This window comes from Desulfovibrio sp. GTC20076 (genome assembly GCF_055385905.1).
Window position 1 is genome coordinate 1,655,566 of record NZ_AP039366.1, and the last position, 14,895, is coordinate 1,670,460.

Below are 14,895 nucleotides of genomic sequence, written 5' to 3' on the forward strand. Positions count from 1 at the left end.
ACAGGCAAGCCCGCTGGCGAAAAAACGAGGCCACCCGGCACGTGCGCCATGCCAAACACATAAAGGAAATACCTGCTTATGAAAAAGCTGCTCACCATTCTGATCGTCCTGGCCGTTCTGGTCGCGGGCGGTCTGGCCGCGCTGGGCTTTGGACTGCGTTCTGTTATTCAGGAGCAGACCCTCAATGCTCTCGGCAACATGACCATGAGCCCCCAGGGCAAGGCCTATACGGCCACGGCGGAACAGGTGAATTTTTCGCCCCTGTCACGCGAGATGTCCATCCGGGGGCTGAGCCTGCAGGGCGAGCGTCCCCAGGGACCGGAAACATGGCAGGTTGCCGAAATTTCCTTCCGTCTTCCCGTACGCATGCTTCTGGTTTTCACACCGCTGCGCAACATGGTTCTTGACGGCAAAGATATGGTGGACGTGGCCGAAAACGTGGTGCTGCGCAACCTTGCCATGACGGCTCCCGACAACAGGGTGGCTGTGCAGCGCGAAGAAATAGACGTCATCCGGGCCATGCCGTTTCTGGTGCGGCAGACGCTGGAAAGGCACGAGCCTGTCGACATGGTGGCCGCTACTTACAGCATGGGGGCAGACAATACCCACGCCCATTTTATCACCGTGGACATTCCCGGTCCCAGCGGTTCCACACGGCTGAGCCTGAAAGAAACAAGCATGCGCGGCTGGCAGGGACGTACCATTGACAGCATCGCCCTGGACGGCCTGGAAGTGCGCGTGGACGGCACACCCGGCATAAGCATCGGCCATATCCGGCAGGAAGGACTCACCCTGCCCGATGAAGACCTGCTGCGCCGGATTGTGGATGCCAGCGGGCAGGCCGATCCGGACGAAGCCCTGAACCAACTCATGCCGCTTATGGAAACCGTGCTCGGCGCGGAGCCTCCCCTGCTGCGCAAGGCCTATGCCGCCGACATGACCTTTGCTGTGGAAACAAGCTCGGTACAGGTCAAGGAAGCGGTTTTCGAGTGGCTTTCCAACGCGCCCGTCCATACCAGAAGCAGTGTCAAAGGGCTTACGGCCCCCTCAAGCCTGCTCCGGGCCCTGCTGGACCTGACGCTGCCCCCGCTGAATATGGATATGGCCTTTGAATCACGCTCCAGCGGAGCCGCAAGCCATAAAACAGCCTTGGTCAGCGCTGCCGGGCTGGGAGTTCTTGACTGCGAGGTAAAACTCAACGAAAAACCCGGCACAAACGCGTTGGAAGACCTGCTTACACAGAGCTTCAGCGATTTCAGCCTGAAGTATAAAGACGAAGGCCTTACTGCCTGGCTCGGACTCAACATCTCCACCAACGTGCCTCAGGCCGTGGGCGCGCTTGAAGCCCTCGCCGCGCTGCCGGGCGTCAGGGCCGGACAACAGAATGACGTCATACGCCGCAGCCTGCAAACGTTTGCAGCCCGGCCGGGCAGCCTTGAAATACAGACCACGCCCGGGCGCACGGCCCTTGTGCTTGATCTTATTGCCCTGCTGGACAATCCCGGCATGCTGCTTACCGTTACTGCCAAACCGGGTGAACACGCCCTGAGGGAGCAGATGGAAGCTCTGCGCCTGACATTTGAAGCCATACAAGCTGTAAGCTCCGGGCAATAGAAGAATCCGCAGGGGCAGAAGCCGCGCTTCTGCCCCTGCCATTGGCATGCCGAACACGCAGGGCAATACACGGGCGGCACAGTCCCCACCCGGCAACCGGGCTTGACGCAAAAGCCCTGCGGGCGCAGACTGTTACCGCCGCCCCCTTACGCCGGTACCGTGCCGGCAGCCAGAGCAGCCAGCACCTGAAACGGTCGCTTACGGCAGGTAAAATCCGTCTGCGTCTGTTGCTCCGCAAGGGCTTGTCTCCATACCCTTGCGGGCCGTGCAAATGTAAAATGCCCTGAAGCCGCACCTGCGGCCTGCTGCGGATATGGCACGCAACGCCGGGCACGGCGGCGCGAAACGGCGAAAAAACGTGTGCGGCCCTGGCATGGCACAAAAGCATTTACGGAACGCAAAACATAAGGAACAGCCACATGCTTAACAAGTTTCGCCTGCTCACCCCCGGCCCCACGCCCCTGCCCGAGCGCGTGCGCCTTGTTCTGGCCCGGGACATGATCCACCATCGCAAAAGCGAATTCAAAGAGATCATGGGGCAGGTTCAGCAAAGCCTGCAAACACTTTTCGGCACTTCCGGCACGGTGCTGCCTCTCTCCTGTTCCGGCACGGGGGCCATGACGGCAGCCGTGTACAATCTTTTCGCGCCGGGGCAAAAAGTGCTGGTGATCGACGGTGGCAAATTCAGCCAGCGCTGGAGTGAAATTGCCCTGTCGCGCGGCCTGGAAGTAGAAACCATCCCTGTGCCGTGGGGCCAGGCCGTCAGGCCTGAAGCCGTGGAAGCGGCCCTCAAGGCGGACCCGTCCATTGCCGGAGTGCTTATCCAGCTTTCCGAAACATCCACCGGTGTACTTCACCCTGTGGAGGCCGTGGCCCGCATCACCCGCGAAAGCCAGGCCCTGCTGGTAGTGGACGGCATCTCGGCAGTGGGCCTTTCACCCTGCCCCATGGATGCATGGGGAGTGGACTGCCTGCTCACCGGCTCGCAAAAAGGCCTCATGCTGCCCCCTGGCCTGGCGCTGCTGGCGCTGTCCGGGCGGGCCTGGGCCTGTGCCGAAAAGCAGACGCCGGGCTGTTTTTACTTCAATCTGGTCAAAGAGCGCGAGAATGTGCTCAAGGGGCAAACCTGCTTTACTTCTCCTGTGGGACTTATCCTCGGACTCAAGGAAAGCCTGGACATGCTGCTGGAAAACGGGCTGGAACCCGTGTATGCCAAGCAATGGGCCTTGACCATGCTCACCCGCGCAGGCCTTTCGGCCATGGGGCTGGAGCTGTTTGCCAAAAAAGATTTTGCGTGGGGCATCACCAGCGTACTGCTGCCTGACGGAGTTGATGGCACAAAGGTATTGCGTCTGGCTCAGGAAAAACACGGCGTATGTATGGCCGGGGGGCAGGACCACTACAAGGGGCGCATGGCGCGCATCGGCCATATGGGATGGGTGGACTGGGCGGATGTGGCCGCCGGCCTTTACGCCCTCAACGACAGCCTGCGGGCCGTGGGCGGCTACAGCGGCTCGCGCGACTATCTGGAGCAGGGCATGGCCGCCTATCGTGCAGCCCTTGAAGGCAGGCCCGGCGCTCCGTTGCCTCAGGTCTATAGCTAGAGCAGCTTCACCTTGAGATGTCTGTTCTCAAGGTTTTCAGAACGCTCATTACGGCGCCTGACAGCGCCACTGCATTGCTCCTGAGCCGCTTCACCCTGAGGCGGCTGCAAGAGTACCCGCCCGCTGCAAAGACTTCGGCGCAGCCTGTCTGCACAACCGAACGCCGAAGCGGGCATCTTCAACGCTTTGGGAATACATGTTCCCAAAGCTGAAAACTTCAGAGCGCTTTGCGCCACGAGGTCAACATGAACCAACAATCCTGCGGCTGCTCGTCAGGCCATGCCTCCGGCGGGCCCATGCCCGAAGTGACGTTTTCCACATTTATTCTCTCCCTGGCATCTTCCGCCCTGGTACATCTGGGCGAAGTACCCAACCCTGAAACCGGCAGCACCGAGACAAACCTGCCTCTGGCCAAGCACAGCATCGACGTGCTTGAAATGCTGCACATGAAAACGGAGCGCTGCCTCGACGAACAGGAACGTAAGCTGCTCGAAAGCATCCTTTACGAGCTGCGCATGAAATTTGTCATCAAATGCGGCCCTGATTGCGAGTGCCTGTCCAACAAGGGGCAGACTCCCGCATAGGCAGCGCCGCCCTGTCGACGCGGCACGGCGCGCCGCAGACAGAGACCCGTGACCACTATGGCATGCCCGCTTCACGAGGCGGGGTTTATGGGCTTTTTTCGCTGCCTTTGCGGCGCGTTAGAGGATTGACGGCATGAAGATGTTCAAAGCGGGGCTGGTGGGAGTTACGGGATACGCAGGTATGGAACTGGCGCGGCTTCTGGCAAGCCATCCCTCCATGCGGCTTGTCATGGCCTGTTCACGGGCCGAGGCGGGCAAGCGCCTTGGCGAATACTACCCCTTTCTGGAACACATGCCCGGCGCGGATGTGGTCATAAGCGTCTTTGACGCCAAACAGGCCGCCAGGGAGTGCGATGTGGTCTTTCTGGCCGTTCCTGCCGGAACAGCCATGGATATGGCCGCGCCGCTGCTTGAGGCCGGAACAAAGGTCGTGGACCTTTCCGCAGACTTCCGCCTGCGCGATCCCGCAGTCTACAGTGCCTGGTACAGGCACGAGCACACCCACACGGACATCCTGCCCAAGGCCGTATACGGCCTGCCGGAGCTATACGCAGCCGAAGCGGCACGGGCAAGCCTGATCGCCAATCCCGGCTGCTATCCCACATCGGTCATTCTGGGCCTGTATGCGGCCATCAAGAACAATCTCGTTCATGCCGACGATATTGTAGTGGATGCCAAATCCGGAGCCACAGGCGCGGGCCGCAAGGCCGCCGTGGGAACCCTCTACTGCGAAATTTCAGATAATTTTCGCGCATACGGCCTGCCCACGCACAGGCATACGCCGGAAATTGAGCAGGAAGTGTCCCTGCTGGCCGGGCAGGACGTCCGCCTTTCCTTCAACACGCACATCCTGCCGCTTAACCGGGGCATCCTGTCCACCATCTATACCAGGCTGAAAAACCCCAAAACCACTCTGGACGAAGTACGCGAAGCCTTCAAGGCCACCTGGGCGCACAGCCCCTGGGTGCGCGTACTGCCCAAGGGGGCGTTGCCCGAAACGCGCTTTGTGCGCGGCAGCATGTTCTGTGACCTGGGGCTTGTGGTAGACCCGCGCACAGGCAGACTGACCATTCTGGCCGCCATCGACAACCTGTGCCGCGGCGCTTCCGGCCAGGCGCTTGCCAACGCCAACCTCATGTGCGGCCTGCCGGTGGGGGCTGGGCTGGATATGCTGGCTCCCCTGCCGTAGGGGCATGGGCGTTGCCGCGTTTTGTCTTCCGGCTGTGCGGTTTTCTGCAGTTGTCCCCGGGCACCTGCCCCGGCCGCAACTGCCGCTTCCTGGCCGTAAGCAGTATTACGCACGGCAGCGGGGCGTGCCGGGATTGCCCCTGATGTTGCCACTGCCCGCGGCAGCACGCTGCAACGCCTGAAATGACCACAGGCGGCAGACAAAACCTGCCCGCGCCTGTGCGGAGGTATTATACAAACGTCTGTCAGCGCAGCGGCACATTGCCCCGTAATCAGTTCCGGCCATAATTTTTTGGAAGCACCATAAGAGGAGCATCATGCAACTGGAAAACGCCTTTCAGGACCCGCAGCTCTGCCATAGCCTGCTGGACCGTCTCAATCGCGCGCTGGACGGACGTCCCATGCGATTTATGGAAGTATGCGGCACACATACGGTAGCCATCTTCCAAAGCGGCCTGCGTTCCCTGCTGCCTTCTGCTGTGGCCCACCTTTCCGGGCCGGGCTGTCCCGTCTGCGTCACACATGACGCCGAAGTGGCCGCTTTTCTTGACCTGGCGGGGCGTGACAGGGTTATTGTTGCCACCTTTGGCGACCTGCTGCGCGTACCCGGCCCCGACGGACGCAGCCTCAAGCACGCCCAGGCCCAGGGTGCGCGGGTGGAAATTGTGTACTCGCCGCTGGACGCCCTGAGCCTGGCGGCTGAAAACCCCGGCGACACCGTGGTTTTTCTGGGCATAGGCTTTGAGACCACCGCCCCCACCGTGGCCGCCACCCTGCTGACAGCCCGCCAGCGCAGACTTGACAATTTCTGCGTGCTTTCCCTGCACAAGCTGGTTCCCCCCGCCTTGCGCGCCCTGCTGGATGACAGCCAGTGCGCTGTGGAAGCCTTTTTGCTGCCCGGGCATGTGTCCACCATCCTCGGCCTGCAACCATATGATTTTCTGGCAAAGGACTATGGCGTACCCGGCGTGGTGGGCGGCTTTCAGCCAGCCGACATTCTGCTGGCCCTGTGCATGATGGCCGAGCAGCTGCGCGACAAGACCCCGGCCGTGGTCAATGCCTATCCCCGCGCTGTGGACGACACGGGCAATCCGCGCGCCCGCGCCCTGCTGGAACAGTTTTTCACTCCGGCAGACGCCCTGTGGCGCGGCATTGGCAGCATACCGCACAGCGGGCTGGTGCTGCGGGCCGAATACGAGGATATGGACGCCATGAAGCGCCTTGGCCTCACGCTGCCGGACGTGCCGCCGCTGGCCGGATGCCGCTGCGGAGATGTGCTCAAGGGCCGCATTACGCCCCCGGCCTGTCCGCTCTTCGGTAAAAAATGCACGCCCGCCACGCCGGTGGGACCATGCATGGTGTCCACTGAGGGCAGTTGTGCCGCCTACTTCAAATATTCGGAGCGATAATGGAAGACTGTCTTCTTCTGGATGCTGGCAGCGGTGGCAGGGCCTCACAGCGCCTGGTGGCCCAGTGCTTTTTTCGCCATTTTTCCAATCCCCTGCTGGAGCGCATGGATGACGCGGCCCTGCTGACGGATGTGCGCGGTCCTCTGGCCATGAGCACAGATTCCTACACAGTGACTCCCCTGATCTTTCCCGGCGGCAGCATCGGCAGCCTGGCCGTGCACGGCACGGTCAATGACGTAGCCATGCTCGGCGCGCGCCCCCGCTACCTGAGTTGCGCCTTCATACTTGAAGAGGGCCTGTCCCTTGAAACGCTGGAACGCGTCACTGCCGATATGGCCGCCGCCGCCCGCGAAGCCGGGGTGCTCATCGTTACCGGAGACACCAAGGTGGTTCCGCACGGAGCGTGTGATAAAATATTCATCAATACCACCGGTATCGGCGAAGTTTTTGCTGATCCCGTGCCCTCCGGGCATAATGCCCGCCCCGGCGATGCCGTGCTGGTAAGCGGAGCCATGGGCGACCACGGCCTGACGGTTATGGGCAGCCGCGAAGGACTCTCCTTTCTGACGGACGTGGCCTCGGACTCTGCCCCGCTCAACCATATGGTCGTCGATATTCTTGAAAGCGCCGGGCCGGTGCATGTGCTGCGTGACCCCACCCGCGGGGGACTGGCTACAACACTCAATGAAATTGCCGAGCAGTCACAGGTAGGCATTGTGCTGGAAGAAAGCGCCATTCCCGTACATGAAGCGGTAAAGAACGGCTGTTCTTTCCTGGGGCTGGACCCCCTGTACCTTGCCAATGAGGGCAAGTGCATCTGCATTGTGCCTGAAGACAGAGCCGAAGCAGCCCTTAAGGCCATGCGCCGCTCGCCCTACGGCAAGGAAGCGGCGCGTGTGGGTACGGTTACTGACGGCAAGGCGCAGGTAAGCCTGCAAACACGCATCGGCGGCCGCCGGCTGCTGGGTATGCTGGAAGGCGCGCAGTTGCCGCGCATCTGTTAGAATAGTGTTTGATTGAAAAGTGTTGTGGGGGCGGGGGTGTGGGGGAAGGGGAATTTTTTTGAAAAAAATTCCCCTTCCCCCACAAAGCCTTCTCTTCCCTTTTCCTTCCCCTTCCTACTCCGTGCTATTCGGCCTTGGGCTTTCTGCTCAGAATCAATGACATATAGGGGGGCGTACCTTCCTGGGCCTCGATACCCAAGCGCAGATTCTGGGCAGGCTGTTCCACATGGCTTGCCAGAATGCATGAATCCAGCCGTCCGGTAGCGCGCAACGCCTCCACAATGGCTGGAAGGTTGCGGTATGCCTTGAGAATAACCGCCGTATCAGCACCGTGCAGCGCCAGCTCAAGTTCTTCCCTGCTGTTGATGCCCGGCAGGATGCTCAGGGTTTCGCTGTTTTCACACAGGATGGTTCCCGTACATGCGGCGGCGGCCTGAATGGACGTGATGCCGGGGATAATCTCTATCGGCAGGTGCGGCGCGCTTTTTTTGAGCGTGCGCATAAGATAGCCGAAAGTGCTGTATACGAGCGGATCGCCAATGGTCAGAAAGGCCGCGTTTTCTCCGGCCTCCAGAACTTGCTGCGTGGCTTCGGCCGCCACGCGCCATGCCTCGTGCAGTACGGTGCGGTCGCGCGTCATGGGAAATTCCAGGCGCAGCAGGCGCACATCCGGGCGCAGGTGCGGCCTGGCCGTCTCCAACGCGGTGGAATAGTCGTTGCGGGGCGAAGCCGCCGCCAGAATCACGTCCACCTTGCCAAGGGCGTTCACAGCCCGCAGCGTCAGCAGGTCCGGTGCGCCAGGCCCTACGCCCACGCCGTACAAAACTCCTGTCATGGTCTGCTCTCTTGTCGTGTCATCAGCATTGTTTATGAAAAATTCAGGGGGCTGACCGGAAATGCAAAAATCGCCCCAGTTCTTCGGCAGCGTCCACAGCGCGCGGGCCGGGACGGGCAAACCGCTCTTCATCCACCACAAGCACCCTGCCCTCACGAACGGCGCGCATGCTTTTGTAGTGCTGGCGCTGCTCCAACGGCTGTGGCTCAGGATTCATAGGGCCTCGCTGCATGATATAAACATCCGGATCTGCCGCCAGCAGGGCTTCTTCGTTAAAGCGCACCAGTTTTTTTTCGTCAGCTATGACGTTGCGCCCGCCCGCACGGCGTATCATGTCATTGACGATGCCGCCGCGCCCCGCTCCCAGCAGGTTGGGATAGCGTACCTCGTAAAAAACACTCACCGGCTCCATATCCGCATAGCGGGCTTCAAGGGCCGCGAGACGCTCCCGCCATGCCTTCACAAGGGCAGAAGCCTCGCTCTCGCGCCCTGTGAGACGGCCGAGTTTTTGCAGCACGGCAAACATCTGCTCAAAGGAATTCATTTCAAAAACAAGCACATCAAGCCCCAGAGCACGCAGATTTTCCGTCTGCAAAAGCGCCTCGTTGCGGCCCGCAAGCTGAATGACCAGATCGGGCGACTGACGCACCACAAGTTCCGCATTGGGGCGCATGTGCGTTCCGATGGCGGGCAGATGCTCAAGCCCCGGCACTTCGGCATCAGCCACGGTGCGGGCCGCCAGAACATCCCCGGCCCCAAGGGCCAGTAAAAGTTCGTTAAAGGCTCCGTACAGGGCTATCACCCGCCGGGCGGGCTGCTGCAGACGCACCACGTGCCCGGTATCGTCACTGACCATTATGGGAGTATCGGCGCCGGTGTCGGCAGGCGTTGTGCTGTTTTTCTGGTGCGGTACGGATGCTGGCCCTGCTTGCAAAGCCGTGAGCTGAGCAGTATCAGCGGCAAAAACCTGAGCCGGGGTCAGATGCACCGTCAGGGTCAGCAGCAAAGGAAGCAGCGCCGTTGCAAAAGTCCGCGAGACTGCTGCGGGGACCGCGGGCACGGGCCAGAAGAGCCTGGGGCAGCCCCCAGCGCGGGTGCGGCAGCACATCAATAGGGATATCGTAAAGAGCACTGAGCTTCTCCTCTGTAAAAACCGCGTCCACCGGGCCGTCAAAAAACAGTCTGCCCGCCTTGAGGCCCAGCAGGCGTGTCGCATACACGGCAGCCAGATTGCAGTCGTGTACAGCCATAAGTACACAGGCTCCGGCAGCACGGCGACGCTCCAGCAAGTCGAAAAGCCCCACCATGCGGGCCATGTCCAGCCCGGCGGCAAGTTCGTCAAGCAGCAGAAGCGGGCTTTCCTGCGCCAGCGCCCTTGCCAGCAGCACCCGTTGCAGTTCGCCGCCCGAAAGCTCCGCCAGACGGCGGGGAGCCAGCAATTCTGCTTCGCAGGCTGCCAGTGCGGCATCCACGGCTTCATGGTCGCGGCGCCCGTAACTGCCCAGCCACGAAAGATGTGGATAGCGGCCAAGCAACACCATCTGCCGTGCTGTCAGTTCCTGGGGGAACCGGCCGCCCTGCGGCACCACGGCGGCAAGGCGGGCGCGCTGGCGCGGCTTCAGGCCCGCAAGAGGTCTGCCCTGCAAAAAAACACTTCCTGCCCCAGCCGGCAACACACCGGAAAGACAGCGCAACAACGTAGTCTTGCCGCTGCCGTTGGGACCCAGCAGGGCCACACATTCACCACGCCGCGCCGTAAAACAGATTTCCTGCAAGACCGGGCGTTCCCGGTAACCGGCACACAGGGCGCGCGCCTCAAGTATGGGCGGCCCACCGGCATGCGCAGCCGGGGACGCCTCACGGCCCGGAGCATGAGGCGGGTCCGGCTGCACGGGTAGAGGGCGCGTCATGTGCGCCTCCGCACCAGAAGGGCAAAAAATGGTCCGCCCACAAGGGCCGTTACCACCCCCACAGGCAGTTCCTGCCCGCCGTCAAGCACGCAGCGGGCCAGCACATCGGCCCAGACCAGCAGCACGCCGCCGCCGAAAAATGCTCCGGCCAGCAAAGGGCCATGCCCGCAGCCCAAAACAAGACGCAGCACATGCGGCACAACCAGGCCCACAAAACCTATGACCCCGGCCACGGCCACACAGCCCGCCGTCATGCAGCTTGCACCGGCCAACAGCCACAGGCGCGCCCTGCCCACATGCAGGCCAAGCTGGGCGGCCTGCTCATCCCCCAGCGCCAGTACGTCCAGCGCCCGCCAGCCCATACCCACGGCCAGCAGACCGGGCACAAGAGTCAGCAGCAGCAATGGCAGGCTGTCCCACCCGCGCCCTTGAAAAGACCCCATAATCCAGAACACGATGCTCGTGACGGATTCTTCGTTGAGCGCCTTGATCAGGGCCACCAGCGCCCCCAGAAAAGCTGCCACAGCAATGCCCGCCAGAATGACGCTCTCACGCCTGAAACCGCCATCGCCCCGGCCGAGCCATAATGCCCCGGCAAGGGCCAGCAACGCTCCGGCAAGGGCCGCAGGGGGCACAAGGGCCGCAGGGCCGGGCAGTGGCAGCCGCAGGGCAGCCAAAGGGGCGCTCAGGGTTGCGGCCAGAACGCCGCCCAAGGCGATGGCCACACTGGCCCCGCAAGCCGCTCCGGCAGAAATGCCCAAGGTAAAAGGATCAGCGAGCGGATTGCGCAACACACCCTGCAAGGCCACGCCCGCCACAGCCAAAGCGCCGCCGCACAAAGCCGCAAGGCACACGCGGGCAAGCCGTATCTGCCCTACAACCAGCATGAGGGAGGCGTCCTGCGGCTCCTGTACCAGCCCCAACTGGGCCGCCAGAGCATGAAAAACCTGCTCCGCAGATAGCGAAACAGGGCCGGGCAGACAGGCCAGCGGCAGCGAAACAAGCCACAGGACTGTCAGAACAGCAAATGCGGGCCACAGCCTTGGAAAAGCAGTGCCGGAATGTGAGGATATATATGGTGTCGCGGTCATGCCCGCCCTTTGCGCACCCGGCAGGCCGCCGGGTGTATAAAAAAGGCCCCTCCCGCGCAGTACGCCGTTTGGCGCATTGGCGGAAGAGGCCCGTATTTCCTCAATCCTGCCGGCAAAAACCCGTTGCCGTGGCGGCCCTGGCCGCAACAGCGGCTCTGCGCGTCATGCGCGGGCCGCAGGGCAAGGCAGGTCTTCCGGCTTGGTTCCCCCGCCCCGGCCTTCCCGTTTCCAGTGGCGCTGCATGGTGCGAGGTTCATGAACCTTACGGCGGCGGGTCCGCTCCCGCATTGCACGGGATTCCCTTTTCAAGCCGGTGTTCCGGCTACCATTGCCGCGCATACTTTAGGCGGGGGCAGGCGGGCTGTCAATGCCGAACGCGGCCCAGGCAAGGCGGCTGCGTGTGTGCGCCAAGACTGCCGCGCCTGCGGCACGGCGCTGGAGACACAGGGCAGTCAGCCTCAGGCCGCACAGGCGACAGACGGGAACCGAAGCAATGGGCGGCAAAAATACCTTGCCAGCTCGCCGTGCAGAGGAACATCAGGCGTAGGCCAGAGGCCCTTTCAAGACTGGCTGCGCGAGACCTGCCCCGCCCTACCCGTTCTGAATCCAGATAATGCTGGCCTGACGCCCCGAGGCTTTCGCGCGGCGATAGGAGAAAAACTGTTCGTTATTGCTGGCCGTGCAGATATCCAAGCCAAAAATGTTACGCGCGGGCAGGCCAGCCAGCATGAGCTGATGCCGGGTCAGGCTCCAGAGGTCCATAGTGTGGCTGCCTTCGTCAAACCACGGGCGGAATTCCGCGCCCCACTCCCTGTCAAAATTGACAAACTCCGCCATGCCTGGGCCAAGACTCGGCCCGCGCACGGCAAAAACATCCTGCGGCTTGAGATCATAGCGCTCGCAAAAACGCACAAGGCCGGTGAGGGGGAAATCACAGCGGTTGCCGCGCCAGCCCGCATGCATGGCCGCCACATACCGGCCGCTTTTGTGTGCCAGAAGAATGGGCTGGCAGTCTGCCGTTTTGATAAACAGGCCCATGCCGGGCCGCGCAGTAGCCATGCCGTCGCCTTCTTCGGCAGGCGCGGCATCACAGGCTACAGGCTGCGGCTCAAAAACCATCACATGGCCATGCACCTGGGACAGTTCGGCCCATTGGCTCAAGCCCTGAGTTTTCAAAGACGCCAGCAAGTCACGGCGATTGGCCGCCACATGAGCTGCGTCATCACCAACGCTGAAAGAAATATTGCCCCCGCCGTACTCACCCAGGCAAGCGCCGCCTGGACGGGTCTGAAATACACAGCGGACGGAATTCAAGCCCGGAAACATGAAAGGAATATAGCTTATGGACACAGCAAACGCTCTTCAGTGCATACATGGTGAACCCTCTGGTCCCACGGATCCAGAGGAAGGGCAGAAACAAGCTGAAAGTCAAAACACAGCCCCACACGCGGGCAATCAAGACCGGCCTGCAGAAAACGGTCATAATACCCGCCGCCATACCCAAGGCGCCCGCCGGAAACATCAAAAGCCAGACCGGGAATGACCATCAGATCCGGCAAAAACGGCGGGCTGCCCATCGCCGCACTGCCGGCTGTTGCCTGGCCTGCAGTGGCATCATTGCGAGCCGCCCGGGCAGAAATGTCTTCAGGCCCCACACCCGGCAGAGCCGCATCAGGTTCCAGCAAGCCAAACGGGCCGGACCGCAGTTGATCCCGGCCGGTACAGGCCACAAAATCCATAATCCCCCTGCTGCCCCGGCGCACGCGGGGCAGCCATACCAGGCGCCCGGTGCTCCAGGCGTGCTCCAGCAAACGGCTGGTGCCCAGTTCGTCCTTAATGCCCACATAAAGAGCCACGCAATCCGCCTGCTTCCAGCAGGGGGAATCAAGCAGGCGCTCCTGTGCGGCCCGGGCGCGCCTTTCGGCAAGCTCTACAGGCTGCTCGCGCCGCAGACGGCCCATACGCTCACGCAGCCGCTGCTTGCTGGCCGCCGGGGCCTCCCCCTGCTCCGCGTCTAACTGTGAGGCGGGCTGCCCGGGGCGTGCTCCGGAGAGGCGGGCATCCTGACCCGGATGGCCAGACTGCGGCCGTGTGCAGCGTCCGCAAGGGCCGTGATCCGTGTTTTTTTCACTCATGCCGGGCCTTTCCTTATATGATGAAGTATGGCAATAATACAGCAGTGCCAATGTAACAAAGGATGCACCGCCATGCCAAGCTCTGACGCTCAGGATTACCTCTGGATCGCCGTGGGCGACATTCATGATGAAACCGAACGCTTTGCCAAAATTCCCGAACTGGCGCAGGCCGACGGCATTATCGTCACCGGCGACCTGACCATCACGGGTGGCGTCAAGCAGGCCGAAATGGTCATGGACGCCCTGCGCAGCCATAATTCAATGATTCTCGCGCAAATAGGAAATATGGACCGCCCCGAGGTGGACCAGTGGCTCAGTGAGAAAGGCTGGAACCTCCACACGGTAACCCGCGAACTCACGCCCGATACCGCCATTTTTGGTGTTGGCGCTTCCACGTTCACGCCGTTCGGCACGCCCAGCGAATTTCCCGAATCCGCCTTTGAGGCATGGCTTGAAACCTGCTGGCAAAAGGCGCGCAATTACCCGCACAGCGTACTCGTGTCCCATAATCCGCCCAAGGACACCGCCTGCGACGTCATCCCCGGCGGCATTCATGTCGGCTCTACGGCGGTGCGTGAATTTCTTGAAGAGGCCCAGCCGGATATCTGCCTGTGCGGCCATATACACGAGGCAAGAGCTGTGGATCGCGTGGGCCGTACCATCGTGGTCAATCCCGGCGCCCTGGCCCAAGGGGGCTATGTGCTCCTGCGCTATAATTCCGGCCAGTTGTCGGCAGAGCTCAAGATGCTGGAAGAAGACTAGCAAGACGACAGGAACCTGCTATGACAACCAGAAAAATACGCGCCCGGTTTGCAAAAAACCGGGCGTTTTTATTGCGCCCCACACGAAAAAACAAAAATGCATGCGGTTGCATAAAAAATAGAAATACGATTATTTTTCAATATATTATAAAATGTTACACCCAAGTTTACCCCTACGGGGAGCTTGCATATTTTTTAAAAAAACGTACTCTCTGAAAAGCGGACCAGCATGTCTGCCGCACAAGCGCGCCAAACGGTGCTGCTGCGGTGGATTCGTTACGAATAGCAACATGCTGCTGAAATTTTTCGCGGTGGCAAACCGCCCCGCATTGAAAGGACTTTCATGACCAAAGACCAAGAAACCCCAGTGACAGAGACCCAAAATTCAGGCGAATCAGGCCAGAAGACATCCAAACCCAAAAGCCGCGCTTCTGCCCGCGGAAAAAGCGCCACGGCTTCCGAAGCCACTGCCGGCCAGGCGGAAAAAACTTCATCCCGACCCTCCCCCGCTTCCAAGACTTCTTCCAGTTCTTCCCCATCTGCCGATACGCCCGCCCCCAAAGCAAGCAAGCCCAGGGCAGGTAAAAGCACGGCCACCAAGCCCGTTGCCGCCTCCAAAAGCACGGCGGCAAAGGCCGGATCAGCCGAAGATGCAAGCGCGGCAAAAGGCGCAGCAAAAACCAAAACGGTGGAAAAAACCGCTACGAAGGCCAAAAGCACTGCCAAACCCGCTGTAAAAAGCAAAGCAGCCGCCGGAAGT

The 14,895-nt window shown here is 61.4% G+C and carries 14 protein-coding genes and 1 riboswitch; of the genes, 7 read left to right on the top strand and 7 right to left on the bottom strand.

Annotated elements, in window-relative coordinates:
• The first annotated feature begins 78 nt into the window (after positions 1-78).
• The 6 genes from ACZ495_RS07265 (at position 79) to hypE (ending at position 7,403) form a co-directional block, all read left to right on the top strand.
• On the top strand, positions 79-1,614 hold the full coding sequence (locus tag ACZ495_RS07265; RefSeq protein WP_464261983.1) for a hypothetical protein: 1,536 nt from the start codon (positions 79-81) through the stop codon (positions 1,612-1,614).
• Between the two features lie 419 nt (positions 1,615-2,033).
• Positions 2,034-3,218 (top strand): pyridoxal-phosphate-dependent aminotransferase family protein, encoded by a 1,185-nt coding sequence (locus ACZ495_RS07270; protein WP_012624437.1) that lies wholly within the window; start codon positions 2,034-2,036, stop codon positions 3,216-3,218.
• 245 nt (positions 3,219-3,463) lie between these two features.
• A complete protein-coding gene (locus ACZ495_RS07275; protein ID WP_012624436.1) occupies positions 3,464-3,802 on the top strand; it encodes a DUF1844 domain-containing protein in 339 nt (112 codons plus the stop codon).
• Positions 3,803-3,935: 133 nt separating this feature from the next.
• Positions 3,936-4,991: an N-acetyl-gamma-glutamyl-phosphate reductase gene (gene argC, locus ACZ495_RS07280; RefSeq protein ID WP_012624435.1), complete on the top strand. Its 1,056-nt coding sequence runs from the start codon at positions 3,936-3,938 to the stop codon at positions 4,989-4,991.
• Positions 4,992-5,307: 316 nt separating this feature from the next.
• Positions 5,308-6,399: a hydrogenase formation protein HypD gene (gene hypD, locus ACZ495_RS07285; protein WP_012624434.1), complete on the top strand. Its 1,092-nt coding sequence runs from the start codon at positions 5,308-5,310 to the stop codon at positions 6,397-6,399.
• The gene (hypE, locus tag ACZ495_RS07290) at positions 6,399-7,403 is read left to right on the top strand and encodes a hydrogenase expression/formation protein HypE (protein ID WP_072311143.1); all 1,005 of its coding nucleotides are present in this window, start codon (positions 6,399-6,401) and stop codon (positions 7,401-7,403) included. The genes hypD and hypE overlap by 1 nt, the downstream gene beginning before the upstream one ends.
• Positions 7,404-7,527: 124 nt before the next feature.
• Here the strand turns inward: hypE and cobI are convergent, their stop codons facing one another.
• The 6 genes from cobI to ACZ495_RS07320 all read right to left on the bottom strand — a co-directional run bounded on the left by cobI (position 7,528) and on the right by ACZ495_RS07320 (position 13,374).
• Positions 7,528-8,238 (bottom strand): precorrin-2 C(20)-methyltransferase, encoded by a 711-nt coding sequence (cobI, locus tag ACZ495_RS07295; protein WP_464261984.1) that lies wholly within the window; start codon positions 8,236-8,238, stop codon positions 7,528-7,530.
• A gap of 43 nt (positions 8,239-8,281) precedes the next feature.
• On the bottom strand, positions 8,282-9,244 hold the full coding sequence (locus ACZ495_RS07300) for an ABC transporter substrate-binding protein (RefSeq protein ID WP_464261985.1): 963 nt from the start codon (positions 9,242-9,244) through the stop codon (positions 8,282-8,284).
• Complete coding sequence (locus ACZ495_RS07305; RefSeq protein ID WP_464262895.1) at positions 9,192-10,061, bottom strand: ABC transporter ATP-binding protein; 870 nt, start codon at positions 10,059-10,061, stop codon at positions 9,192-9,194. Before ACZ495_RS07305 ends, ACZ495_RS07300 begins: the two co-directional genes overlap by 53 nt.
• 83 nt (positions 10,062-10,144) lie before the next feature.
• A complete protein-coding gene (locus ACZ495_RS07310) occupies positions 10,145-11,239 on the bottom strand; it encodes a FecCD family ABC transporter permease (protein WP_049757397.1) in 1,095 nt (364 codons plus the stop codon).
• A gap of 167 nt (positions 11,240-11,406) precedes the next feature.
• Positions 11,407-11,585, bottom strand: a riboswitch (cobalamin riboswitch).
• Positions 11,586-11,830: 245 nt separating this feature from the next.
• Positions 11,831-12,589, bottom strand: a complete 759-nt coding sequence (locus tag ACZ495_RS07315; protein ID WP_296983533.1) for a purine nucleoside phosphorylase YfiH/LACC1 family protein — start codon at positions 12,587-12,589, stop codon at positions 11,831-11,833.
• Positions 12,580-13,374 carry a 5-formyltetrahydrofolate cyclo-ligase gene (locus tag ACZ495_RS07320; protein ID WP_296983534.1) on the bottom strand — a complete coding sequence of 265 codons (795 nt, stop codon included), beginning with the start codon at positions 13,372-13,374 and terminating at the stop codon, positions 12,580-12,582. Before ACZ495_RS07320 ends, ACZ495_RS07315 begins: the two co-directional genes overlap by 10 nt.
• A gap of 72 nt (positions 13,375-13,446) precedes the next feature.
• On the opposite strand from ACZ495_RS07320, the gene ACZ495_RS07325 reads away from it, so the two are divergent.
• On the top strand, positions 13,447-14,136 hold the full coding sequence (locus tag ACZ495_RS07325; RefSeq protein ID WP_012624425.1) for a metallophosphoesterase: 690 nt from the start codon (positions 13,447-13,449) through the stop codon (positions 14,134-14,136).
• 275 nt (positions 14,137-14,411) lie between these two features.
• On the opposite strand, the gene ACZ495_RS07330 is transcribed toward ACZ495_RS07325, so the two are convergent.
• A complete protein-coding gene (locus ACZ495_RS07330) occupies positions 14,412-14,879 on the bottom strand; it encodes a hypothetical protein (RefSeq protein WP_150083008.1) in 468 nt (155 codons plus the stop codon).
• Positions 14,880-14,895 lie beyond the last annotated feature (16 nt).